The organism is Bowmanella yangjiangensis (assembly GCF_017255015.1).
GTDB classification, from domain to species: domain Bacteria; phylum Pseudomonadota; class Gammaproteobacteria; order Enterobacterales; family Alteromonadaceae; genus Bowmanella; species Bowmanella yangjiangensis.
Map to the genome: position 1 here is coordinate 94,540 of NZ_JAFKCS010000004.1, position 24,407 is coordinate 118,946.

20 protein-coding genes are annotated in these 24,407 nt (G+C 49.7%); 9 read left to right on the top strand and 11 right to left on the bottom strand.

Annotation, left to right across the window (positions count from 1 at the left end):
• Position 1 precedes the first annotated feature (1 nt).
• Positions 2 to 1,441, top strand: a complete 1,440-nt coding sequence (gene pdxR / locus J0A65_RS06220) for a MocR-like pyridoxine biosynthesis transcription factor PdxR (RefSeq protein WP_206593276.1) — start codon at positions 2 to 4, stop codon at positions 1,439 to 1,441.
• Between the two features lie 56 nt (positions 1,442 to 1,497).
• Positions 1,498 to 1,710, top strand: a complete 213-nt coding sequence (locus tag J0A65_RS06225; RefSeq protein ID WP_206593277.1) for a hypothetical protein — start codon at positions 1,498 to 1,500, stop codon at positions 1,708 to 1,710.
• Between the two features lie 41 nt (positions 1,711 to 1,751).
• On the opposite strand, the gene J0A65_RS06230 is transcribed toward J0A65_RS06225, so the two are convergent.
• Positions 1,752 to 4,085 (bottom strand): fatty acid cis/trans isomerase, encoded by a 2,334-nt coding sequence (locus tag J0A65_RS06230; RefSeq protein WP_206593278.1) that lies wholly within the window; start codon positions 4,083 to 4,085, stop codon positions 1,752 to 1,754.
• A gap of 111 nt (positions 4,086 to 4,196) precedes the next feature.
• Here J0A65_RS06230 and J0A65_RS06235 point away from each other — a divergent pair, with 111 nt between their 5' ends.
• Entirely contained in the window at positions 4,197 to 5,540 is a 1,344-nt protein-coding gene (locus J0A65_RS06235; RefSeq protein ID WP_206593279.1) for a serine hydrolase domain-containing protein, read from the top strand.
• Here J0A65_RS06235 and J0A65_RS06240 read toward each other — a convergent pair.
• Positions 5,537 to 8,461, bottom strand: coding sequence for a ligand-binding sensor domain-containing protein (locus J0A65_RS06240; RefSeq protein ID WP_206593280.1), 2,925 nt, complete (start codon positions 8,459 to 8,461; stop codon positions 5,537 to 5,539). The genes J0A65_RS06235 and J0A65_RS06240 overlap by 4 nt on opposite strands.
• A 281-nt stretch (positions 8,462 to 8,742) precedes the next feature.
• Between J0A65_RS06240 and pyrC the strand changes: the two genes are divergently transcribed.
• Together pyrC and J0A65_RS06250 are read left to right on the top strand one after the other, a co-directional pair.
• Positions 8,743 to 9,780, top strand: a complete 1,038-nt coding sequence (pyrC, locus tag J0A65_RS06245) for a dihydroorotase (RefSeq protein WP_206593281.1) — start codon at positions 8,743 to 8,745, stop codon at positions 9,778 to 9,780.
• A gap of 20 nt (positions 9,781 to 9,800) precedes the next feature.
• The gene (locus J0A65_RS06250) at positions 9,801 to 10,628 is read left to right on the top strand and encodes a substrate-binding periplasmic protein (RefSeq protein WP_206593282.1); all 828 of its coding nucleotides are present in this window, start codon (positions 9,801 to 9,803) and stop codon (positions 10,626 to 10,628) included.
• 40 nt (positions 10,629 to 10,668) lie between these two features.
• On the opposite strand, the gene J0A65_RS06255 is transcribed toward J0A65_RS06250, so the two are convergent.
• On the bottom strand, positions 10,669 to 11,523 hold the full coding sequence (locus tag J0A65_RS06255) for an ion transporter (protein ID WP_206593283.1): 855 nt from the start codon (positions 11,521 to 11,523) through the stop codon (positions 10,669 to 10,671).
• Positions 11,524 to 11,663: 140 nt separating this feature from the next.
• On the opposite strand from J0A65_RS06255, the gene dbpA reads away from it, so the two are divergent.
• Together dbpA and J0A65_RS06265 are read left to right on the top strand one after the other, a co-directional pair.
• Positions 11,664 to 13,040 (top strand): ATP-dependent RNA helicase DbpA, encoded by a 1,377-nt coding sequence (gene dbpA, locus J0A65_RS06260; RefSeq protein ID WP_206593284.1) that lies wholly within the window; start codon positions 11,664 to 11,666, stop codon positions 13,038 to 13,040.
• 142 nt (positions 13,041 to 13,182) lie between these two features.
• The gene (locus tag J0A65_RS06265; protein WP_206593285.1) at positions 13,183 to 15,012 is read left to right on the top strand and encodes an ABC transporter ATP-binding protein; all 1,830 of its coding nucleotides are present in this window, start codon (positions 13,183 to 13,185) and stop codon (positions 15,010 to 15,012) included.
• A gap of 12 nt (positions 15,013 to 15,024) precedes the next feature.
• Here J0A65_RS06265 and J0A65_RS27890 read toward each other — a convergent pair whose 3' ends face one another.
• Both J0A65_RS27890 and J0A65_RS06275 read right to left on the bottom strand, forming a co-directional pair.
• A complete protein-coding gene (locus J0A65_RS27890) occupies positions 15,025 to 15,093 on the bottom strand; it encodes a hypothetical protein (protein ID WP_206593405.1) in 69 nt (22 codons plus the stop codon).
• Complete coding sequence (locus tag J0A65_RS06275) at positions 15,087 to 16,139, bottom strand: hypothetical protein (protein WP_206593286.1); 1,053 nt, start codon at positions 16,137 to 16,139, stop codon at positions 15,087 to 15,089. The genes J0A65_RS27890 and J0A65_RS06275 overlap by 7 nt, the downstream gene beginning before the upstream one ends.
• A 286-nt stretch (positions 16,140 to 16,425) precedes the next feature.
• Here J0A65_RS06275 and J0A65_RS06280 point away from each other — a divergent pair, with 286 nt between their 5' ends.
• Entirely contained in the window at positions 16,426 to 16,836 is a 411-nt protein-coding gene (locus J0A65_RS06280; protein WP_206593287.1) for a hypothetical protein, read from the top strand.
• Positions 16,837 to 17,058: 222 nt separating this feature from the next.
• Complete coding sequence (locus tag J0A65_RS06285) at positions 17,059 to 17,538, top strand: hypothetical protein (RefSeq protein WP_206593288.1); 480 nt, start codon at positions 17,059 to 17,061, stop codon at positions 17,536 to 17,538.
• Here the strand turns inward: J0A65_RS06285 and J0A65_RS06290 are convergent.
• The 6 genes from J0A65_RS06290 to J0A65_RS06315 all read right to left on the bottom strand — a co-directional run bounded on the left by J0A65_RS06290 (position 17,535) and on the right by J0A65_RS06315 (position 24,340).
• Positions 17,535 to 18,890 carry a GAF domain-containing protein gene (locus J0A65_RS06290; protein ID WP_206593289.1) on the bottom strand — a complete coding sequence of 452 codons (1,356 nt, stop codon included), beginning with the start codon at positions 18,888 to 18,890 and terminating at the stop codon, positions 17,535 to 17,537. The genes J0A65_RS06285 and J0A65_RS06290 overlap by 4 nt on opposite strands.
• On the bottom strand, positions 18,887 to 19,396 hold the full coding sequence (locus J0A65_RS06295) for a pyridoxamine 5'-phosphate oxidase family protein (protein WP_206593290.1): 510 nt from the start codon (positions 19,394 to 19,396) through the stop codon (positions 18,887 to 18,889). Before J0A65_RS06295 ends, J0A65_RS06290 begins: the two co-directional genes overlap by 4 nt.
• 94 nt (positions 19,397 to 19,490) lie before the next feature.
• Positions 19,491 to 21,788: a hypothetical protein gene (locus J0A65_RS06300; RefSeq protein ID WP_206593291.1), complete on the bottom strand. Its 2,298-nt coding sequence runs from the start codon at positions 21,786 to 21,788 to the stop codon at positions 19,491 to 19,493.
• A complete protein-coding gene (locus J0A65_RS06305) occupies positions 21,788 to 23,041 on the bottom strand; it encodes a hypothetical protein (protein WP_206593292.1) in 1,254 nt (417 codons plus the stop codon). The genes J0A65_RS06300 and J0A65_RS06305 overlap by 1 nt, the downstream gene beginning before the upstream one ends.
• Positions 23,042 to 23,062: 21 nt before the next feature.
• The gene (locus J0A65_RS06310) at positions 23,063 to 23,644 is read right to left on the bottom strand and encodes a DUF4412 domain-containing protein (protein ID WP_206593293.1); all 582 of its coding nucleotides are present in this window, start codon (positions 23,642 to 23,644) and stop codon (positions 23,063 to 23,065) included.
• A 21-nt stretch (positions 23,645 to 23,665) separates the two neighbouring features.
• Entirely contained in the window at positions 23,666 to 24,340 is a 675-nt protein-coding gene (locus tag J0A65_RS06315) for a hemerythrin domain-containing protein (RefSeq protein ID WP_206593294.1), read from the bottom strand.
• Between the last annotated feature and the right edge of the window lie 67 nt (positions 24,341 to 24,407).

Here is a 24,407-nt window from a genome sequence, read left to right on the forward strand (position 1 = left end):
GATGTCAGCCGCTACTTTATCTATTAGCCTGGATCACCACGCCCGGCAGCCCATTTATTTGCAACTGCAAGATGCGCTGCGCAGCTTGATTCAACAGGGGCGCTTGCAGAAAGGTGAGCGTTTGCCGTCATCCCGGGAGCTGGCGCAGGCGCTGGGAATATCCCGCACCAGTAGCTTAAAGGCTTACGATAATCTGATTGCTGAAGGTTTTCTGCTCAGTGCCGCCAAACGGGGCGTGTTTGTGGCACAGAACCTGCCGGTGATCGAGCTGCAATCTTTGCCCGTGTCGGTTTTTCCAAAGCCAGAGAAGCCAATGCTGGGGTTTGACTCGGTGGCCAATGTGGAAACCTTCCCGGCCAGGCAGTGGGCTTCTTGCTTACGGCGCAGTTGGCTTAAGCCGGATGCCGGCTTGATGATGGGCGAGTATCCCAGTGGCTGGCCTTTGCTTAAACAGCGGGTGGCAGACTACTTAAGAGACTTGCGAGGACTGGACTGTCTGGCCGAGCAGGTGTTGATTACTGCTGGCAACAGAGATGCCCTGACCATTCTGGTGCAGGCTTTGATGATGCCGAACAACGCTATTTGGCTGGAAAACCCCTGTTATGCACAAATGGCTTCTCTGTTTACTTTGCTGGGGAAGCCCTTGCATGCATTACCACTGGATGACGAGGGAGCGACAGTGCCACAGACCTGTCATGGGATGGCGGTGATCACCCCTAATCGGCAATATCCTTTGGGCATAGTGATGAGTCCGCAGCGTCGTCAGGCCTGGCTTGATCAACAACAGGCCATGCGCGAGCAAGGTAAGCGATTATGGTTAATTGAGGATGACTACGACAGCGAATTTGTCTACCAGGGTCGTACCCATGTACCTTTAATGCAACTTGACCGGCAGCAAGGGACCTTTTTTGTCGGTAGTTTCTCCAAGGTGTTATTTCGCGGTCTGCGTTTGGGCTTTATCGTTGCGCCGCCGCAACAGGTTAGACGGCTGATGGATAGCCAATATTTTCTGGGCTCATCATCCGCGTTGGGTATGCAGCCGGCGTTGGCGGAGTTTATGGCGACGGGCGGTTTTGCCAGTCACCTGCGTAAAATGCGACGTTTTTATCTGGCCCAAAGAGATCATCTTTTACATGCCCTGGATGGGCTGTCGACCTGGTTGCAGTGGGAGAAGAACACCGGGGGCATGCATTTGGTGGCTTACCTGCGTGAACCCTGGCAGGGCAAACATGCTAGTGGTTTGGCCTGGGATAAGTTGGTGGCGCAGCGAGCCGAGCAATTGGGGTTAAAACTTAACTGTTTGTCTTCACACTATTTTACTGGAAGTCGGGTTAACGGCTTTATTCTTGGCTATTCTCAACGCGATGAACGACAGATGAGTCAGGCTATTGGGCTTTTCAAATTGTGCCTGAAAGAGGTATTATCAGCGCCAGCCAGGTAAGGCTGCGGGGCAGGAACTCCCCGTGAATATTTTTCGTGTAAAGCAAGGAGGTTATTGTGGTACGAAAAGTTTTTTCTTTCCCCGGGCTTTGTGGTTTGTTTCTGTTGCTCGGTAGTAGCTGTCTGCTCACATTGGAAGTGTGGGGTGGTGAAATAGATGCCGTTCCGGCTCCCTATCATGTTGAACCTTATTTTTTACTGTCAGCCGGCTGGGCGATGATTTTGCTTGGTTGTGTTGTGGGCATTGTATTTTTGCTGCGCAGTTACTGAATTGCTTCATCCCTTATGCCAAACCGCAGCCACGCTGCGGTCTACAGATTTTTATACCTATTAATGTCCAATACACCCGCTTCCAACGGTTGTTGCTGCAAATGCCAGGCTTGAACGGCCTCTAGCACCTGCCAGAATTTGGGGTGGGTGCGTCGTATGCCAAACGCATGCACAACCTGCTCAAAGTCCTTATCTGTTTTTACCCCTTTCATTGTCTCCAACCATAACGGCAGGCTCTTAGCCGGTAAATCGAAAATAAAGTTTGGGTAGCTGCCAAGCAGACCAGGGTAAAGCGTCAGACTGTCGCGTTCTTCCTGATGACGCAGCGATTCGCCGAGCATAAAGGCAACGTTGGAATGTGCACGGTTTCGCAATAGGCTGTAAAGAGTCTGCTCCTGATCCTGGTGAACTCGCAGTAGGGTCACTTCTGGCAGCCAATGCAGCGCTGGTGTGGTTTTCAGACGCCAGTTACTGAGTTCAGCCAGTTGCTGATCCGCTTGTTGGATCCAGGGCGACTGACCCGAACGCGCGCAGACTTTTTGCTGACAGCGGTTGAGCGGGTCTTGCTCAAAGGTATTGATGTCGGCAAATTGGTCTAACAACATCTGACCCAGTTCTGTATAGGGTTTATCGGTCTGATATTGAACAGCTGCTGGGCTTTGGCTGTCCATGGGCACATAGCTGAACTTGCGTTTGAGCAATCCGGTACCTTGGTACCACTGTTCAAGATAGTGCTGACGATGTTGCGGCGGCAGCAGCCGCAATAGGTTTTGTTCTGAGCCATTACGAATCAAGTCAAAATACAAACGGGTTTGTAACTGATGGGCGAGGTTGCCAAATACATCAAAATTCACTACCAATTCGTAGTAAGTACGTTCAAGCAGAGGATAGTCCATCCACCAGATGGTCTGCGGTAATTTGCCGAACAGGCCACGCTGCACCGATGCATTGTCATGATGCCGGAATATAGTCAGTAGTGCGTTGCTGTTAACGCCCTCTCCATCCCAGATGTGCTCAAGTGCCGCTCCCTTTGGCGCATATTGGCGATAAGCTTCAGTGCGAAGCTCAGCATAACGATTGCGTTTCTCTTGATAGGTAAACCAGTTTGTTCCTGCTTCCAGTAAGTCGTCGTCCTGACCCGGCAAACCCAGCAAAGGGGCCGCTTTTTCTGCATAGTCTGGATGTGTGATAAACAGATCGTGCTCGGGGGATTGGAAAAGTGTCCAGAAGTGATCGCGTATCACGTCGGTGGCGATTTGGCCACGGCATACCGGGCCACGGATAAAGGTACGAACAAAGTACTCTGCGTTATCCAGCATAAACTGATAACGGGCGTCGGCTGGTATAGCGGCAAAAGTAATAAAAGGGTTGGCTCTGGCGTGATAATCGTAGTCCGGTAATTGCTCAGCATGCCAGTCATTAGCAAAAAACAGTGATTCAATGCGTTCGCGCTTCGCCTCATCGAGCAACAAGGCTATATGGCGTTTGTGTACTAAGGTGTCATCTATCGCCTGTAAGCGGTAATAAATAGCCCCTTCGTAGGGCCCGTTAGGCTGTGCCGTTGCAATAGGTTGAACAGGTTGTCCTGGCGGTGTGCTGGAGCGCAGCAGGGTAAAAAAACGCGTTTTCTGCCCTTGGTCGGCAAAATATAGATGCGCCAGGAACAGATGTTCATAAAGCCAGCGTGCAACGAGTTGCCGCTCTTTACTGCTTTGGTTGAGGTAGCTTTCCCATTGCTGAATTTGCTCGGCGTCAGCCTGACTGATTGACCTTGGCTTAGTATCTAAAGGTGCGCCTTGCTCAAGCCAGGCTGCCAATTTGGCATACTCCTGATCGCTCAGTGCGGCCATGCCCAGTGGCATCCCTTCTTGCGGATGCTGCTTGGCATAGGTGTCAAACTGGTCGTCAGTCGGGCACTGATTTTGCCGCGTGATGCCAAGTTCAATGTTATCCGGTAGCTTGCTGTTGGGAGGAAAGGGGTGTTTTTTGCCTAGCTGTAGCATTTTGTATAAGAGTGACTGGCCTTGTTCATCTTCATTCAGCACCGAATGAAAACCTAACTCGCGCCACTGTTGCTCCGTATGTGCATCAATGCCTAGCCGCGTCGGTCTTTGCGCTTCACTACGTGTACCGTTATATACTTCCAGATGATGAGCACCTCGCTGTAATCCTTGTGCAGACTCGAATTTGAGCTGGCAAGGCGCATCAAAACACCCGTGACAAGCCAGGCAACGACTATCCAGAATGGGTTTAATATCCTGTTCAAATGAAACGCTTTGAGGAATTGGGAGCGGCAAGGGCTGAGGTTCCGGTGCCTGACGGCATGCCACGGCTGCGAAAATCGTCAGGATCCCAACCAAAATATGTGCTTTCATTCATTCCCTCCCACTGCTGGCAGTCATTCTAAGCACGTTAGTTGGGTTTGGGTCAATGCATTAAGATAACGAGAAAATACAGGATTAGAGGTCATTAAGCTGGAGCATTTTATGAAAAAAACAGGCGTGGCATTATTGCTGTTAGGCGGATTAGTTGCCTCTTCACCTGCATGGTTGGGATTTGGCTTATGGCGTTTGCCCGACGCTGTGGATGTGGCGGTCAGTATGGGGGCCAAGTTGGGGTGTTCCGGCCATTTCATTAGTGGATTTGAGGATCAGCGTATTTTATCCGATTTGGCTTCCTACTCGCCGGCCAATAGTCTGTTGACCTTAACTTACACTGCCAACACCGCAACGGCGGACTTGCTGGGAATAAGTCAGGCCAGTGCAACTTATCGACCCGGCTTGGGTTGTACACTGGATATTGGCAACACGCATGGACTGGAAGGGTTACAGGGCAAACCCACTGATCTGGCGAACAACAATGCGGCGATACCTGTTAGCATTCGTCCTGCCTGGCAGGCCAGTTTGGATTCGCTGCTAGCCCAGGACAATCAACAGGGGTTGGATACCAGAGCGCTGCTGGTGGTGAAGGATGGGCAGATAATCGCTGAGAGTTATGGGCCCGGTGTGTCGGATTCCACACCTTTACTTGGCTGGTCTATGGGCAAAAGTGTCACAGCGATACTATTGGGTAGAATGCAGACTCTGGGCGCAGTAAAAATCAATCAGAATGCCTTGTTTAGTGATTGGCAAAACGATGCGCGTGCGGGTATTCGCCTTGAAAATATGCTGCAGATGACCAGCGGTCTGGGATTTGATGAAACATACGCCCCCGGCACGGATGCCACAAAAATGTTGTTTGGTGCTCATGCGGCGGCGCAGCTACCGCTGCTTAGCTCGGCAGCTTACAAAGCCGGTTCTTACTTCGATTATTCATCCGGTACCACTAACCTGCTGATGCGCTATATGCGTGACCAACTTGGCAGTGAGCAAGCGTTACTGGACATGCTTTATCAGCAGTTAGCCGCACCGCTGGGGCTGACAACCTTAGTGATTGAGCCGGATCCCAGCGGGGTGCTGGTCGGCAGCTCTTACATTTATGCCAGCGGGCGTGACTGGGCGGGACTGGGGAACTTGATGCTGGCTGAGGGGGTTTGGCAGGGCAAGACCCTGCTGTCTGCCGATTGGGTACAGCGCACGCAGCAGCCCAATCGCAGTGACAACGATCGCAGATATGGTTATCAATTTTGGTTAAATGCGGCTGATAGAGAAGACAAGTCAAGCTGGCGATGGCCGCAACTGCCGGCTGATGCCTATGCGATGTTAGGCAACCGCAAACAGGTGGTGATGATCATTCCGTCGCTGGATATGGTTTTTGTGCGGTTGGGCTGGAGCAAGCAGGAATATCCGACAGAACAGAATATCCTGCAATTGCTCACCACAGAATCCTAACTTTCTACACTGCTGGTATGGCTATTGCGAGCCGGTAAATCGGCCTGCCACAGTTGAACCTGGTTACGGCCGTTTTCTTTAGCGTGATACAACGCCTGATCTGCCAGTACCAAAGTGCGATGATGGTTGCCGGTATCATCGCAGCGCTTTAGTCCGGCGCTGATAGTCACATTCAAGCCTGGCGCGATATGGTTGAAGTCGGTGGCTTCTACCTGCTGACGGATACGTTCGCAGATGCTTACCGCAGTTGACTCGTCCACATCTTTGATGATCAGTGAAAACTCTTCTCCCCCCCAGCGAGCAGCGTGATCCCCTGGTCGTGTATTACGGGTGATAATTCGTCCTACTTCACGCAGTACCTGGTCGCCAGTGTCGTGGGACCACATGTCATTAATGCGTTTGAAGTGATCGATATCCAGAATCGCTACATAGGCCAGCACATTGCGGTTGTTATGTCGGTCGAGGTTTTTCAGAAAGCTATCAAAGGAACGACGGTTTTCCAGCCCGGTTAATTGATCTTGTAATGAGAGCCGCTCAAAACGCTGCGCTTGTTCTTGCAGTGCCTGCGTTTGTTCCTGAACGCGTCGTTTAAGCTGCTCGGATTGATGCTTCAGGATATGCTCTCTGGTGCGGATGACGATAAACAGGAGGGCTATGGCCAATATCAGGGTGATGGCAAAGACATCTTTTCGCTGCCAGAATGCCGGCGCAATACTGAATGCTTTACGAAGTTTACCTACACCTTTTCCTTCCTCGGAAGTGGGGTAGGTCGCTTCGACTTCAAATACGTAATCGCCGGGTGGCAAATTAGTGTATTCGGCAATATTGTTGTTATTTCGCTCCACCCAGGTTTTATCAAACCCCATCAACCGCGTTTTGTATTGAATGGTCTGCGGCATAATGTAGCCCAATGCTACAAATTCAAAACTGATTCTGTTGGTGTGGGCAGGTAACTGGCTCGGCAGGTTCGATGTCATATTCACACCGTCCACTTCCACCCGCTCCATTTGCATGGGCAGGTTTGAGGGATTCATGCGTCTGATATTGGCAGGACGGGTTCTGACAATACCTTTTGCAGTGGCAACCCAAATATCACCGGCTGGGTCTTTGGCAATGGCCGGGCTGGTGGTGCCGTTAGCTTGGAAACTCTGCATTCCATCACCGTCTGCAAATACCCGGTATGCCACTTTCTCCGTTTTACCATCTGCTACTGAGTTGGCAGATTCAAGTGGCAGCCTGACAATACCAAGATTTGACGTCAACCAAAGATAGTCCTGATTGTCTTCGGCAACTTGCCAGAATTTGTCGATGGGCAGACCTTGTTGGCGACCAATTAATCGGGTTTGACCATCTTCATAACGATAACGAATCAGCCCCCTGTCGGTGGCCATCCACATATAACGACCTTCTTTACCAGGGTAGAAGCCGTAAACAGAACGAGCCTGATCATGTTGGGTAATGTCAATATTGACGATTTGCCCCCCCCGGATAACCTGGGCGCTCATTTCGGTGCCTATCCAGATCTCGCCGCCGGGCCCTTCGTTGATAGCCATAGTGTATTCATCGGTCAGGCCTTTTTGTTTATCAAAATGGCTTAGCTGGCCGTCTACCAAATGACTTAATCCTCGGGTAGTACCAATCCAGATGCTGTTATCTGAGGCCACAAATAATGAACGTATGTGGTTCGCCAGCAGGCCTTGCTCGGTACCCATTTGTTGAATCTTGCCTGTGATTTTACTCAGCATCAGCAGACCATGGCTGTAAGTGCCAATTAGATAACTATCTGCATTTTCTGCCAGACTCAGAACGGAAGGTACATCGTTATTAGGCAGTGGCAATGATACTGTGTTGACATCTCCCTCAGATATACGGGAGAGCCCATTGCTTGTGCCAACCAACAAGGCCTTATCTTTAGTAGCCAGTACTGTACGAACATAGTCGCCGACTAATCCACTTTTAGTGCTGATGGTGGTGAAGTTGGCTTTTCTGAGCCTGACTAAGCCCCCATTTGTGCCAATCCAAATGCTGCCTTCTCTGTCCTGAAACAAGGCCTTGATGCGGCTGTCAGGTAGACCTTCATACACGCCTTTGTGATCAAGACGCCCGTTGTACAGTCGGTATAAGCCATGATTGATGGTACCAATCCATAAGGCATCCTGGTTGTCGATGAGGATCTGACTTACACCATGTGAGATTGAGTCATGATGAAAGGCGGCGAAGCCATTTGGTGTCTGGCGATAAATACCGGTTTCTGATGCCACCAGCAGTCGTGCCTCTTTATCCTTGGCAAGGCTGACCACAGGGAGCTGGGGGATATCTTGTTGCAGTTGGAAGGCGTGGCCGTCAAAATAAGCCAAACCTGCAGTAGTACCTATCCAAAGTTGCCCGTCCGTATCCTCAAGCAATGCCTTAATGCTCAATGAGGGTAAGCCAGCGGGGATGCCAAAGTGGGTGATCTCGCCATGGACATCTTGGACAAACAAGCCTTGATTGTTAGTGGCAATCCATAAATTTTGCTTGTGATCGACCAAGACCTGATTGATACGCGCATCCAATTGCGGCATGGCGTGCCAGTCACGTTCGGCGTAACGGGCAAAACTGCCTCTGGAACCTGCAACTAACAGTTCGCCCTGACTATTGACGGCCAGTGTACGAATGCCTGAATCGCGCAAGTGGGTGTCTTTCCCCCAACCGAAATGTTTGAATTGCCGACCGTTGTAGCGAACAACCCCTTCCCAGGTGGCAAACCAGATGTAACCGTCTGGAGTTTGGGTAATGCTATTTACACTATTATGTGGCAAGCCATCTTGGGTGGTCCAGGTTTCGACAAAATAATCACGCAGTGGCTCAGCACAGGCAAGCTGAGCGGCACCCATCGCCGTCAGCATAGCTAGCAGCGCCAGTAGCGGACGTAAACACATCAACATTACTCCTTGTTGTATCGCGCGAACCTTATCAATTCAGTTTTAGCCACTGATTATGAGTCGGTCATAAGCCGGCCGGTTTGGTCCGGTAGTCACTTGAGTTTGTTACTTTTGCGTCAGGATGCACAAAAAAAGTTCTGCGCAGTCTACTATTTACGCGGATGTGCTGTCACGGCATGCATTAAAATTATGTGATTTTGCTCAACACCAGCACAACCAGCTCTGGCATAATGGTCGGGTACATTAGGTTCACGTAACAGGATAAAACAGAGGATTTCATGACAGAATTGAGCATCACTACGCCAGACGATTGGCATTTGCATTTTCGCGATGGCGATTTTTTAAAAGAAACTGTTCCTGCTACCGCACGCTGCTTCCATCGGGCTATTGTCATGCCCAACCTGGTGCCGCCTGTGACCAATGCCGAAATGCTGGTGGCCTATCGTCAGCGTATTTTGGCCGCCAGACCTGCTGAGAGTAGTTTTGAACCGTTGATGACCCTTTATTTAACCAATCAAACCAGCGCCGAGGATATTCGAGCGGCCAAGGCCGCTGGCGCGGTTGCTGCCAAGCTTTATCCCGCAGGTGCCACGACCAACTCAGACGCCGCCGTTTCGGCCTTAGATGCATTATTTCCTATTTTTGCTGAGATGGCAGAACAGGGCATGTTGCTATTGGTACATGGTGAAGTAACTGATGCGGAAATTGATATTTTTGACCGTGAAAAAGTATTTATTGACCGTCATCTGCAGCGAATTGTCGCCAACTTCCCCCAATTGAAAGTGGTGTTGGAGCATATTACAACAGCTGATGCGGCGCAGTTCGTTAGTGGCGCATCGGATAATGTTGCCGCTACTATTACCCCTCAGCACCTGATGCTTAACCGCAATCATCTGCTGGTTGGCGGTATTCGCCCACATAACTATTGTTTACCGGTTTTGAAACGCAGCACGCATCAGCAGGCCTTGCGTGATGTTGTCGCTTCTGGATCAGAAAAATTCTTCCTGGGAACAGATTCTGCGCCTCACGAGAAGCATCGTAAGGAATCCGCTTGTGGTTGTGCCGGTTGCTACAGTGCCTGGAGCGCCATTGAATTGTATGCTCAGGTATTTGAAGAGCTCGGCTGCCTGGACAAGCTGGAAGGTTTCGCCAGCCATTACGGTGCAGATTTTTATGGTCTGCCGCGCAATAACGGCACTATCAAGCTGGTAAGGGAGCCTTGGCAGATTCCCGAACAGATTACTTTACCTAATGGGAATCCTATTGTGCCTTTCCACGCCGGGCAGTTGGTCAATTGGAAGTTAAAAGTAGCTTAGTCAGTGAACGCAGGCGGAGCATGGCTTTGAAACAGGGATGGTTATTAGCGCTAGGATTAATGGTCTACAACCTGGGGTGGGCAAGGGATGAGTCCCTGGCGATTTTAACCCACCCCGAACCACCATTTGTTTTTACTAACACGCAAGGAGAGCTGGACGGCTACGCCGTACAATTGGTGCGGGCAATTCAGGAGCAAGCGAATAGTCATGCGCCTATTTTATTACATCCCTGGGCGCGGGTATATTTACGCGCCAGTACCGAACCCAATCTGATGGTGTTCTCCATGGTGCGTAATGCAGACCGTGAGGAGAATTTCCATTGGATAACCCCCATCACCCGCAATCCTCATGGTTTGTTTGCTAAAAAATCAACCAAGAAAACAATCCATTCCCTAACCGATCTGGCTGCCTTGCCTGCTGTTGGTGTGCAGCGAGGTGATTTTCGTGAACAACTTATGATCGATGCCGGGTTGGAAAATATTGTGTCTTACACCAGTTGGGAACAGGCAATGGGGGCGCTTCTTAAAGATAGAGTCAATGCCCTGTTTTTCTCCGCTGCTGGTATCAGTTATTTCTGTATGCAGCTGCAAGAAGACTGCAGTGAAATTGTGAATATTTATCAGCATCAGGTAGAAACCACCTATCTTGCTATGTCAAAGCATGGCACCAGTCTGGAAGATGTTCGGCAATGGCAAGCGGCAGCGCAACGTTACAAGGAAAGTCAGGCATTCAGACTTTTAGCGGACTACTGGCTTAATCGTTATCGCCAGGAGTTTGGATTTACTCTGGAGCTGCAGGCCGACACTATGTATTTTGCACAGTTCAGGGAAGCCATCCTATGGCGTTAAGCGGAATGTGCTGTGAGACTGCAGGATAAAAAAAACGGCATTAGATGCCGCTTTTTTTATCCGTTTTGTTCGCTGCGTCCAATTTTTCGGTCAATGCCTGCAACTGCTGCTGCAGCATTTTAATGTCTTCTTTGCTGGCAGGGGCCGATTCTGGATGACGGCTGACATCCTCCTCGTGCATAACCTGCATGGCATCCACAATAATACCGATAAATAAATTCAGCACCGCAAAACTGGTGATGATGATAAATGGCACAAAGAATAACCATGACCAGGGGAAAAGCTCCATAGTGGGGCGCACAATGCCCATAGACCAGCTCTCCAGCGTCATAACCTGGAACAGGGTATAGGCCGATGCGCCGATACTACCAAACCATTCCTGCATATTGGCATCAGGATGCGTACCAAACAGCTTGGTAACCAACACCGCTGAAACATAGAAAATAATCCCTAGTACACCAACCACAGAGGCCATACCTGGTAAAGAATGACCTAGTGCGCCTATCACGCGACGCATTTGCGGTACCACTGAGAATAAACGCAGCACCCTTAATATTCTGAACGCCCGCAATACGGCCAGCGGTCCGCTGGTTGGCAACCAGGAAACCAGCACGATAATTAAGTCAAACCAGTTCCAGCCTGAACGGAAAAATTGCTGCCTGTAGGCGAAGAGTTTGAGACTCAGCTCCAGAGTAAATACACATAGAATAATGCCGTCCAGCCAATGTAAGGTGCGGATATTGGCCTGTCCAAATGCAGTCGTTTCCAATCCCAGGGTTACTGCATTGAGTAAAATCAAAGCAATAATGCTGTTGCTAAACCATGGCTGCTCAAGCAAACGCTGCACGGCGGAGGTAGAGGGGGAGCTTGTTTGTGTTGATGGCTGGGAATGCATGAATTTTATCTGGTTACCGATGGACGAGCCTAAAGTGAGGGCGGCGTACTGAATTACAAGACGGTCGGTGGAATTAATCCAATTTGTATCAGCAGGATAAGGTAAACTAGCGGTCGTTTTGATTGCTTTGGTTAGAGTAAATGAGTAACGCGTTTTCCACATTATCATTACCCGCCGCCATGCAGGACACTCTGCTGGCTTTGGGATATGCCAATATGACGGCTATTCAGGCAGCCAGTCTGCCTTGCATACTTACCGGGCAAGATGTAACTGCCCAGGCCAGTACCGGCAGTGGAAAAACCGTGGCATTCAGTATCGGCTTGCTTTGCCGACTCGAACCTGGTTCATCCTCGACCCAGGCCTTAGTGCTTTGTCCCACCCGGGAGCTGGCCGAGCAGGTTTGTGGTGAAATCCGCAAGTTAGCCAAGTTTTTAGACAATATCAAAGTGCTGCCTTTGTATGGCGGCGTACCTATGGCCGGTCAAATTGCATCATTGCAACATGGCGCACAGATTGTAGTAGGCACGCCCGGACGGGTGCTCGACCATGTACGTCGGGGTAATCTGAATCTGAGCAAGGTGAATACCCTGGTATTGGATGAAGCCGACCGTATGTTGGATATGGGCTTTGCTGACGACCTGGATGCGTTGGTGCGTTCAACGCCATCAAGCCGCCAGACTTTACTGTTTTCTGCCACTTACCCCGAAGGGATAGAGCGAATTAGCCGTAGCTTGCAGAAACAGCCGCAGCGTATTCAGGTAGAAACGCTGCATAGTCAGGACAAGATTACCCAGTTTTTCTATGAAGTCAGCGAAGATAAGCGTTTGCATGCATTGCGCTGTTTACTTACGCATTTTGAACCTGAAGCCACTATTGTTTTCTGCAATACCAAAGCCGAGTGTCAGCTAGTTGCTGATGATTTGCAGGAAAAAGGCTTTAGCGCATTGGCACTGCATGGTGATCTCGAGCAGCGGCAACGCCAGGAAGTGCTGCTGCAATTTGCCCAGCGCAGTTTAAATGTTCTGGTCGCAACCGACGTTGCGGCTCGGGGACTGGATATTAAAGATGTGGATGCAGTGATTAATTATCACCTGGCCAGTGATGCTGATACGCACATTCATCGCATTGGCCGTACCGGCCGTGCTGAGAATAAAGGACTGGCGCTGACCCTTTGCTCTCCTCAGGAAGCGCCGCGCGCCGCTATGGTTGAAGAGTCTCAGCAGCAGGCTATCACCTGGGCGGATATCGAACGAGTTCGATACAATGGCCGTGCTATTAAGGAACCGGCATTCCGTACTATTTGTATAGACGGTGGTCGCAAGGATAAGCTGCGAGCGGGAGATATCCTGGGTGCCCTCACCAAAGATGGCGGCATTGAAGGAGCGGATGTTGGGCAGATTAACCTGTTAGATAATCAAACCTACGTGGCAATCAAAGCGCGCAGCGTTAAACGGTGCTTGGCTTATCTTCGAGAAGGGAAAATCAAAGGTCGACGGTATCGCGCGAAAAAGCTCTGAGCCTAAATAACCTCTCTATAGTGCTGATAGTGCCTTATCGCTCAGTTGATAAGCAAAGAGGCAGTGTTGGCCGTTTCATCTGACTGGAAATATCAGTGTGCTTGTTGTCTTACAACACAAGCCCGCTTGAAAAGGTAGATCGATGTTTGGATTGTTTGAACGCCTGGTAAAGGCTTTTCCTGCCCATGCGCCACAGCAGCCGCCAGCGAGTCTGTTGGCATTTTGCCTGTACTACTGCCGCGGTATGGCGGGGATACTTATTAGTCTGTCGTTGCTCAGCGCTCTGATTGCCATTCTAGAAGTGAGTCTGTTTGGCTACCTGGGCCAACTGGTTGATTGGTTTGCCACACGCGAACGAGCCACCTTTTTGCAAGAAGAAGGGCAAAGTTTGCTGTGGATGACAGTGGTGATCCTGGTGTTATTACCGGGAGCGATACTTCTGCATTCGCTGGTCAATCACCAAGGCTTGCTGGGGAACTTCCCGATGCGAATTCGCTGGCAGGCGCATCGCTATCTATTGTCTCAAAGCCTTGGCTTTTTCCAGCATGAATTCGCCGGGAGAGTGGCCACCAAAGTGATGCAGACCGCGCTGTCGGTAAGAGAAACGGTACTTAAGTTACTGGATCTCATGGTGTATGTGAGCGTTTACTTTATTAGTGCTTTTGTGGTGGTGTTTGCCGTTGATTGGCGGTTGAGCTTGCCCTTGGCGCTTTGGTTTTTGGTTTATGTGGGCATTCTTAAAGTATTGCTGCCACGTTTGAAGAAGGTCTCAGAGCAACAGGCGGATGCGCGCTCCATCATGACCGGTCGGGTGGTTGATAGTTATACCAATATAACTACGGTTAAGTTGTTTTCTCATACCAATCGCGAAACGCAGTATGCCAAAGACAGCATGGATACCTTTCTTGCCACCGTCTACCCTCAAATGCGTCTGGTGACCGTACTCAATGCCTGTGTGTGGTTTAGCAATGCGCTATTGATTTTCTCGACCAGTGCGCTGGCCGTGTACCTGTGGTTGCATGAACTGGCGACACCTGGAGATATTGCGGTGGCGGTAAGTCTGGCCCTGCGTTTGAATGGCATGTCGCAATGGATTATGTGGGAAGTCGCTGGGCTGTTTGAGAACATAGGTACGGTGCAGGATGGCATGAACACCTTATCCAAACCTGTTGCGGTGAAGGACGTGAGCAACGCCTCTCCTCTTGCGATGCGCGGTGGAGGCATTGAGTTTCGTCGTGCCTCTTTTGCCTACGACAATCGTAATAAGGTATTTGATGACCTGGATATTCACATCAAACCCGGTGAAAAAGTGGGATTAGTAGGACGCTCAGGTGCAGGTAAATCGACACTGGTAAATTTGTTGCTGCGTTTCTACGATCTTAACTCCGGGCAGATCCTGATTGATGGTCAGGACATTCGAGAGGTGAGTCAGGAAAGCTTGCGTGAGCACATCAGTATGGTGACGCAAGATACCTCCTTGTTACATAGATCGGTGCGGGAAAATATTTTGTATGGGCGACTGGATGCCAGCGAAGCGGATATGATTAATGCTGCAAAGCAGGCTGAGGCCCATGAATTTATTCAAAACCTATCCGACTTACATGGTCGCACCGGCTACGATGCCCATGTCGGGGAGCGTGGTGTGACACTCTCAGGTGGCCAGCGCCAACGCATCGCCATTGCTCGTGTAATGCTAAAAGATGCGCCGATTCTGATTCTGGATGAAGCCACTTCTGCACTGGATTCGGAAGTGGAAGTGGCCATTCAGGAATGCCTGAATAAAGTGATGGAGAATAAAACCGTGTTGGCCATTGCCCACCGCCTGTCCACTATCGCAGCAATGGACAGGCTATTGGTGCTTGATCAAGGCCGGGTGGTGGAGTCTGGTACTCATGCTGAACTGTTAGCAAAAAATGGTATTTACGCCAAGTTATGGGCACATCAGACCGGTGGGTTTTTAGGTTTGGAATAAAAAGTAGCAGCGTTAAGCTGCTACTTTTCTAAATCTGCTGACGCCAAGTGACAACAAACCCAATGCGAACAGCATTAGCATTTGTGGCTCAGGAATTCTGGGGGAGGCGGTTGATCAAAGGTGGCGGTGCCAATAAACAGCTGTTCATAACCGTTATTGATATTTTTGCCATAGCCAGAAATTGCACCGGTGCAGATTTCATCTGTTGCGGTTCCGAATATAGGGTCACAACCCAGTCTTAAATCAATGTGCATGGTGTAATTGGCCAAGGTGGCATCATCAAGGCCGAATAAGCCTGCAAGTAGCATATTTAACTCTGGAGCTACAATGGCATAGGCTGCTTCATCCGCTCCCAGGTTGTGGTTTATCGGCCCTTCATCGGCGTCAGCTGATGAACAAGAAACGGGGCTTGGCACGCCAGGTATCAAATCATAATCAATACAAATGGGGCCACCGGACAGCACGTAGTCTGTCGTATTATTGTCACCGATGGTGGGGCCTGCGCCGGTTGATGTGTAAGCCGTTGGGTCGCCGAGAAACTCACCGCCACCGCCTTCAGACACCAATGCATAGGAGTTATTGTTATTGGTGAAGTCGTATATTGCTACCCGGTCACCATTGTCGTCAGTGATCTCCAGTTGTGCCCAGGCAGCCAAACTTTGCAAGTTTCCGCCGTTCAGGTTGTTATTATTAAAAAACATCACCATTTGGTCGCCGGCCAGAAAGGTTTTCAGAGCCAATAGTGATGAATCCCAGGTATTACTCTGGTCGCCAAAAAAGTCAGATACTTGGTCGGCGTCTGTTGTGGTACCTGTACTGAAAAAGTTTGAACCACTCTCGCCAGAGGGAGTTGCATAAGCATTATCCATACCGGCGAAGTTTGTGTTCACGGGGACACCGGAGGAGCCTGTCGCAACCACGATTAAATCGCTGATTTGTCCAGGAGAAGAGGGTATATGAAGCGGGCATCCAGGGCCGACACAGCCTTGTTGCAACTGGCCAATGGGAAGCGAATAAGAATTAAAGTCGCCATAGGTAGCATAACCAATTCCGGTGAGATCTATCATGGCGGCTTGTGTCTGTACAGCGCAGCCTAGTAAGGCTGCACCTAGTAGCTTTCTATTCATTTTCGACTCCAACATAGATGGTGAATCGGCCATCCATGGTGAGATTCGATATTTTGCCGGGGCCTAAACTACAGGTCTCAGTATCTCTTTAGAAGTAAGCATATTCTGCGCCTGTTTTTACTCTTTATATTTCAATGAGTAACATTATGCCCCAGTTCTTTGTTGTAAAAGAAGCCGACATATTTGAGGGTAAAAAACAAACCGGCGAGTGAATAATTGTTTACTGGTATGCCAGTAAGGTTGGCTACAATGCAGCCTAATTACTTCAGGAGAGCCGATAAGGGGTATGGATAAATTTTTAGCCCATGGCAGTTTTAGTTTGCAGGTGGAAGGGCGGATTCTATTATTGCATGGCGAAGGGCCAGGCAATGCGGAGTTGATTGAGCAATATCAGTTGGCAGTTCAGCAGCATAGGCAAGCGTTAGCTGGTGAGCCCTGGGGCAATCTGGTGGTGTTGCATGGCGAGTCTTTGCTGACACACGATGCGGTGCAGTTGATGAATCTGTCAATTGGTCGTTCGCGTGATAGTGGTATGGTCGCTGCGGCAGTGGTGCTCACTGATACTAAGTACCCTGGATTAGGGGAGCAATTGTGGCATCAAATTTATGTGGCAGCCGACATGCCTCATGCCTTTTTTGCAGATATCGGTTCAGCGCGTACCTGGCTTTTGCAACAGATAGAGAAAGCTAACTCTTAGTGCGAGCGAATAGGCCGACCAGCTGTGTTCTCCTGCTGTTTGCCAATAGTTATGTTTGTCCAAGATGGTAAGACAGCGCAGAGTTTAAATCGGTTAGGGATGTGGACCGCGCCAACCCACAGTCCAGATTAAGGTTTAATTAAGAATGGCGTAATAAATGGCTAAGAGTCTGATTTCAGAATAACAACTAGACTTGTCCTGTTTGATAATCTGGAGACTCAAATGAAATCCTTAATAGTGAGCATGATGCTGGCGTTGGTCAACCAAAGTGCTGTCGCCGAATCTGTGGTTGAGCGCGGCCGTTATCTGATTAAAATTTCCGGTTGTAATGATTGCCATACCAAAGATTATGCGCCTTTAGGCGGCAAGGTCGCTGAGGCTCAATGGCTGCTTGGCGACCAGGTTGGTTTTGCTGGTCCCTGGGGGGTTAGTTATGCGGGCAATCTCAGACTGAGAGCCGCGACTATGGATTGGCCACAGTGGCAGGCAAGAATTCAGGCTGGTGGTTTACCGCCTATGCCCTGGCCTTCAGTGCAAGCGATGACCAGTCAAGACCAACAAGCCATTTACGCTTACTTACGGGAACTGGGTCCCGCTGGCGAGGAGATGCCAGCAAACCGTATTCCAGGTCAGCCCATAGAGACACCCTACATCTTATTTGTCCCACAAATGCCGGATGCGACGACTACGAAGGCTAACTAATCTTTCACTAATTCAAGCGGCCGTTGCAACAGGAGTTTAAATCTGCCACGGCCGCTTTTCTCAATGGCCAGGCAATCAGAGCGCTCCTGCAGTCGGCGTGATAGCAGCAGCAGGCGCGCGTCCAAGTTGTCGGCAATATCCGGCAGTGGAAGCTGTCCTTCCAGGCGCAGTTCGCGATTGCTGAATTCGCAGCGCCCTTCTTTTTGAATAGTATTAAGCAAATACCAAAGGATGGCACCTGCCACCCCTTTAATTAGGTACTCTTCATCGAGAAACAAGCTGTGATCGCGCGAGAAATATTTTACTTTCAGACTTGGACCTTCGGCCCGGTTGGAGCAAGGCTGTGCCGCTGTCGGGTTAGTCTTAGTTGAGTAACCTTGTTGTGCTTGAAGTTGCAAAAGCTGTATGGATTCGCCCATTTTGGCACATAAGGCGACCAGAGCGTCTTCCATATCGTAGCCAAACTGATTGGGGAGTGGACTTTCAACATAGAGCACGGCTAGTAAGCGGCCATTACTCATGATTGGCACGGCCATCTGGCTGCCCGGCGAGGTTAGACCTGGAAAGGGGATTTCAGCCTCAAGACCGGAGCTCAGACCTTGCTTTATGGCTTCTGAATGCATCGCCCGGGTGTACTGATATTCGGAGGCTGCAAACAAGATACGGATTGGCACACACTCTCGGGCGGCTACGCCAATGACACCAACGCCAAAAGGGATCTCCGCGCCTATGCCGGAAGTGGGGTAGCCGCGACTACACAGGGTATAAAGTTTATTTTCCGGCACATCAGCCATCAAAAACATGCTATGGCGAATGTCAAAATAGCGGTCCAAGGAGTCGAGTAATTTATCTACTAATGCATCGAGCGAACCGTATTGGCCTAAACTGTCTATACAGCGTCGCATGCTTGGTAGGATGGGAGCGCCATATTGCGTGGAAGGCAGCTCCCTGCCAGGCACATGCTCGATATTCAACACCCGGTAGACATCCGCTCCTTTCAGTTTAAATACATCTTCAACGCCTTCATGAGTAGCGATGCCCGCCAGCTTGGCGCGCATTCTTTCGAATAGCGGGCCGCTGGTTTCAGTTCTGAGATAATGCACCATCAATCGGTAGCGTGCGGCGGTGTCTGGATCCATCATCAGCACTGAAGCTATGGGGTTGACTAGTATGTTCTCGCGGGTTTTATTGAAGAACTGAAAGGATAGGGCGATATGGTGTGAATCCACATACATGGTCTGAGAAACCAAGGTGACATTGGGCATCCCATCGGCACCACAGGTCGCCACACCGGAAGGAACTAGTCCTTCCAAACAGTTGCGAATGGACTCAAGGCTAATCATTTGCATCATGGTAATGGCCGTCCTAAAGGCAACTTGCAGCCCGCTTCGGCACCTGGTGTTTGCAGATAAGCCGCTAAAGGTGAAAAACTAATGGCTGCCATGTCATCTGCTTCGCAGCCACATAAAGTGTGTACGTAGATTTCTTTAACACCGTATTTCAGTAAGCGTTCGCTGAAACTGCGCAAGTAAGCGGGCAGGGCTGCAATATCTTCTGCTGTGGCATTTTCGACCTGTGCATCTACGCCTTTAAACTGAACAGTGCGATAGGTTTCTGGTTGATTGAATACCGCAGCAATCCTGCCATTTTTAGCAATTGAGCGAAGTACCGGCTCGGCCTGAGAGCGCGGTACTAGAATGGTAATCCGGTCATGTCGGGCGTTGACACGACAGCCTACTCCCCGCACCAGACTAACCTGATTCTGATCAGTACTGGACGCCACATGGATTGATATGTGGCTGGTGAGTAGCTCAACCATTTGCGGGTCGAGTATCTGTGCTGCATTGTTCTGTGACATGGCCAATAACCCTAAAAAAAGGAGGCGAATTATCCACCAACTTTATAGAAGGGAAAATGGCAGATTGCACGAATTACCAATTTGTTACACATATTTAATATTGGGTACGCAGATCGTCGATATCTACGCGGAACTTTTCATCGCAGCTCTCTGTATTTTCTAGGTAGTTCAGACTGGCACTGCCTATTTGGGCATGATGGAACAGAAACTCGTCGGCCTGGCTTTGGTAGCTGGCGATGGCACTGCCGAGTTGCTCCGAGCTCAGGTCATCCTGGTTGAGTAACTGTTCAATATTGTCTAATTGCTGCTGCATCTTATTCAGATTCTGCTGGCCTTCAGTGATATTTGCCTGCTGTGCTATGACAAGTTTATGCATATGTTGCCACTGCCTGGCCAGCTTGGCGGGATCTTGACTGTCGGCCTGACAAGCCAGCCCAAATGAACGCTTGGTGGGCTGTTCATCGATAATAGGATCATCCGAGTCGCTGTCATCACCCTCGGGCGCAGTCGGGGGCGTTGGCTCGTTTTCTGGCGGCAGTTCAGGCTCTTCTGGCTGCTTTTTGGGTTTACGTTTTTTGGGGGGCGGTGGCATATCCTGATCCGGCTCGCCTGATTGCGACTCTTCCTCGCCACATCGTTTTAGCTTTTGCATGATTTTTTCGTGTTCATCAGCTAGCTGATCCAACAGGGTTATCAGGGGGGCCAATTCATTGGCCACGCCCTGTAATAACCCCAAATCCCGGCCAAATTTTTCTGCTACCTGGTAAGCTTCAAAATAGGTCTTGGCAAGTGAGAGTCTGGCGCTTCCGGCCAGCAAGAAAAGTGCTCCAATGGCAGGTTTTACGTAACCCTGCAAATCGGTGCTGTTGGCCATTGCTGACTGGGCATCGTTACCCCAATTGCCGATATCCCAGGCCTGAGAGGTGATTTCAATGGCCTGATTATTTATGTGAATCGTACGGCTTAATTGCACGCCGGTTTTGGCGGCAACGTTAATTTTCTGGGATTGGGCCAGACTCAAGGTGGAAATAATAGACTCAGCTGTTTTGGTCGCCATGTCGATGGTCGTCTGCTTGATTTCGTCAGCAGCGCGGTTGAACTCGCTATCTGACAATAAATCAGTAATACGTTTACTGATATTGTCGATACGAATGCGTAGCTGTTTGGCTTGCTGTTTAAGCTTATCGCGGGTCTGCTTGTTACATTTCACTATGTTGATGGGCTGCGGTTGCCCCAGTTCGGTCCCGCACAGCGTGCGCGCTTTGAGTTGTGTCGTACCGGGTTGTATTGGCTGAATCTGCACGCTGGTGGCGGTGTTGGCCACACTGGCCAGGATATTGTTGTCTAAATAAAGCTGCACATAGCCGTCTGAGGGGCGAACGTTGAGATCAAAGACATAAATGTCGCTGCGAGGTTCGGCCTCATCGTCAAATAATGTGAGTTCCGGTAGAGGTTGTCCGCTATTGATGCTGACAAGTTCGACAACACTTCCCGCAACGCTGGCCTGGGCAGTTTTGCCGTCCCTTTGATAGGTAACGGTTAGCTCCGCGTTACCGGGGTGTTGGCCTACAACCATGGTTTGATTGCCTAATTGTACGCTGGGGTCCAGCACCTGGTAATCACTTGATTCAAAATCGTAGCTCCCGCCTGGAGGAGTGCCCTCGGCGATGACGGCGCGTATTTCATCTTTTGCCAGGTGCAGGCAGGCCTCCATACTGACCTCTGGATCTTCTGGACCTGCGCGAAAACGCATTTGCAATGTGCCTGTGAGTATTTCGCCACCCATACACATTGCAGGTGCGCCAGCGACTATACCGGTAAACTGATAGCGCCTGGAAAACCCCTCGAGTATCGCTTGCTCGTCAAAGGAAAGCATAGGCGACAGTGGCGTGAGCATTCTACTATCCAAGGCGACCATCACGGGCAGTTGCTGCTGACCACCTGGCATCATAGTTAAATAGCAGGTGCCGGCTTCACTGCCAAATGTAACAAAAGGGGACGCGATAGCTGAGTTGTTCGCCAGACTAAGCGTGAACGACGGTTCCGAGCTAAGTGGCTCAATCTGTGCTTTTAGCACCACCTTGCCCTCATCGTCTCTGCATGTCACGGGATTGGCATCTAACTGAGCACTCACCCGAGCGCCCTGATGTTCATGGCTGTTGTCAAAGGCTGAGTAGCTATCCAGCAAATCCAGCAAAGGCCCCTGCTCCATGGCGACTTTGTCCTTCCACTGTAGTTTCCAGTCGCCCCCTGAACAGCCAGGCACGCTGCTTCCCGACATATGTAAACTGACATACAGCCAATCCTGGTCTTCAGTTGCCTGTAGAGTGTTGCAGCAAGCTAACAAAATGAGCTGCAGCGCCGGGACAGAGGATAGCTGTTTTTGTGCCATTACAACCCCAGTTCTTTAGCTAGCGAATCGGTATCTTGTTGTTGCTGCGATTCAAGGCTTTTCTGTAATTCCAAAGCCTGCTTTTGCATCTCCAATGTTTGCTGTTGCAGACGTTGGATAGCTTGAGGATCATTGAGTAACTCCTGCATGGCAGCAAAGTCTGGCATGTCAGCTTCTACCTGCTGTGCGTCTTGCTCAGCTTGCTGTTCAAGCAATGCACTGGCTTGATTCTCTTTGTCGTATTCCTCTGATATCTGATAGAACTGCATAGCCTTTTGCGGCATTCCTTGCGTCATGGCCTTATCGCCCTGTGCAGACGCAATAGCTTTAGCGCTTTCGAGCATGTTCTGTGCATCTGCCATATGCATGTGACTTACTGCCGCAGCCAATAATTCATGGCTTTGAGCAAATCGCAACAGGCGTTTTGCCAGTGCGATATGCTGTTGTTGTAGTTGCTGAGTGTATTGCTCCTGTGTCGCAATGGGGTTCACCAATCTGAGCCAGTCTCTGCCTTGAGATAGCAGGCTGTCGACCTGTTCCAGCGGGTCTGGACGCCACTTCTTCTCGAAGCTGGCTGCTTGCTGGTTGAGCTGCATCGCACTGGCAATATTTCTACCTAGGCTGTCCCGCTTTATTTCGAGTTCCAGGCGTTGCTCCAGATAGGTCTCAGGCACGGCTTCTTGTGTCTGCTTTAATAGAGCTTGTAGCTGAGTGATAGGTACGCTTCTTACCAGATGTAAATCATCAGGATTTACCTGATAGGCACCTGTCACTTTTATCTGCGCTTGGTTATTTGTAATAAAAGACGGCAATGCACGTTGAGAAAAATGCTGCAATGCGGCATCCACAGTGCTCAATTCACCAGGATTGGCTTTAACTGCCGCTATCAGGGCATTATCCGCGTCTTTAAAGTGACCACCTAATTCATACCATTCAAAGGCGCCTGGTGGATGCCCTTGACCACCCAATAAGTTGCCTTGTTGTTTGGCTATATCGCCATGCATTCTGCCAATTTGTGCTGCGTAACGGATGGCTTGCTGAAAGATATTTTCGCTGTCTTTGTCACAGATATATCCTTGTGCTTCTTTATAGCTCTGAATAGCCAACCAGGGCTGGTTTAGTTGTCTAAAAGACTCGGCATTCTGAAACGCATTCTTTCTGTCTTTAAAACTGCCGCCTACACAATCTGCAAGCGAAGTATGGCTAGCCAGGTATAGCAAGCCCACCATCAGTAAGCGTGGTTTGAGGAGCATTGGGTTAGTTCCTTTTGAAAATTAAAATCCTGGGATGCCTGGCATGGCTAGATAGCCTGAGGGGATTTCGAACAGAGTAGGATCCTGTTTTCCAACTTGCAGGTCTTTTAACTGCATATTGACGCGTTCGCGGCCTTTCCCCATGACAGCGACAAAGTCCATCTTCACGGCAATATTCTGTTCGTTGAACCAGATATAGCCGCCAGCACTTTTGTCTTTCATCAACAATTTGTATTTTTTGCAGATCTGCCCATTTATATTCTCCTCACCGAGTAGCTCAATACTGACGTTGTCTGGCGGCGTACCTGATATTTCCCGTCCTTTATCCATGCTAATAGTGGAATACATATTCACCATGGGCATAAGTTGCCAAGCCAGTTTTTTATCAGGGCGCTGGATCAGGATCATCTTCATGTTCTCAAACGCCATTTCCAGCCGCTCTTTACCGCTGGCGAAGAATAATTTTTGCTGAAAGCTACCTTGTGCCGACTGCACTTCGCGAATAGCACTGTATTCAACTTGGGGGACAGGTAATTCAAGCGCCGATAGCCCCTTGCTGAAAAACCAAAGTAGTAAAAACGAAAATAAGCCAATTGCGCGCATCTTTGTTCCTTAGTCGTGAAGTCAGGCGGCCTGAATTAACTCACTGGACAACTTCTGCCAGTGTGATGCCGGGAGTTGCAGTTGCAAAATGCTGAGCACGTCATTAAATACGTCCGCTGGTGCGTGTTGACGCATACCAAGTAACAAATAAAGACGTTCCGTATGGCTGATATGCGTGAGTATCATTATCAACACCCGCTGTTGTTCAATTGGCTCCATGGCACCCACAATCTGTTGTTCTATCTGGTGAATTTCTTCATCACTAAACAAATCCCAGAGCATTTGCGTGTTGTGGGTTTCTTCTACATGCATGTGTTCAAAATTGTCGGCAATAAAGAGTGCCAATTCGCGGTAAAGAGTAAGTAGTGCCGACTGCTGCTGCGTCGCATTGCTTAGCTGGCACTGGGCAATCAGTGTGCTCAGTTTTCTGATGCAGTATTCATGCTCTTGATGTTCCTGCACTGTTGCTATGTGTAAGTGTGGGTTTTGCCGTTGAATGGCTTCGTGGATAAAGTGATTTTCATGTTCAAGATGGTGCTGGCAGAGCGTCAGAAGGTCTGACACCAGTTCCAGATGGTCTTTAATCTCCTGAGGATCGGTATCGTCCAGGCTGCCAAGAATGACAAGGGTGTCACACATGCTAGCCCTGAGCGCCTTATGAATTAAGGTGTAGATGTTGTAGCGATTGCAATACATGTTGTTGTTCCAATGAAATGAGTCATTGCATGCTAAAGACAGTGGTCAAAATACGCTGGTAAGAGAT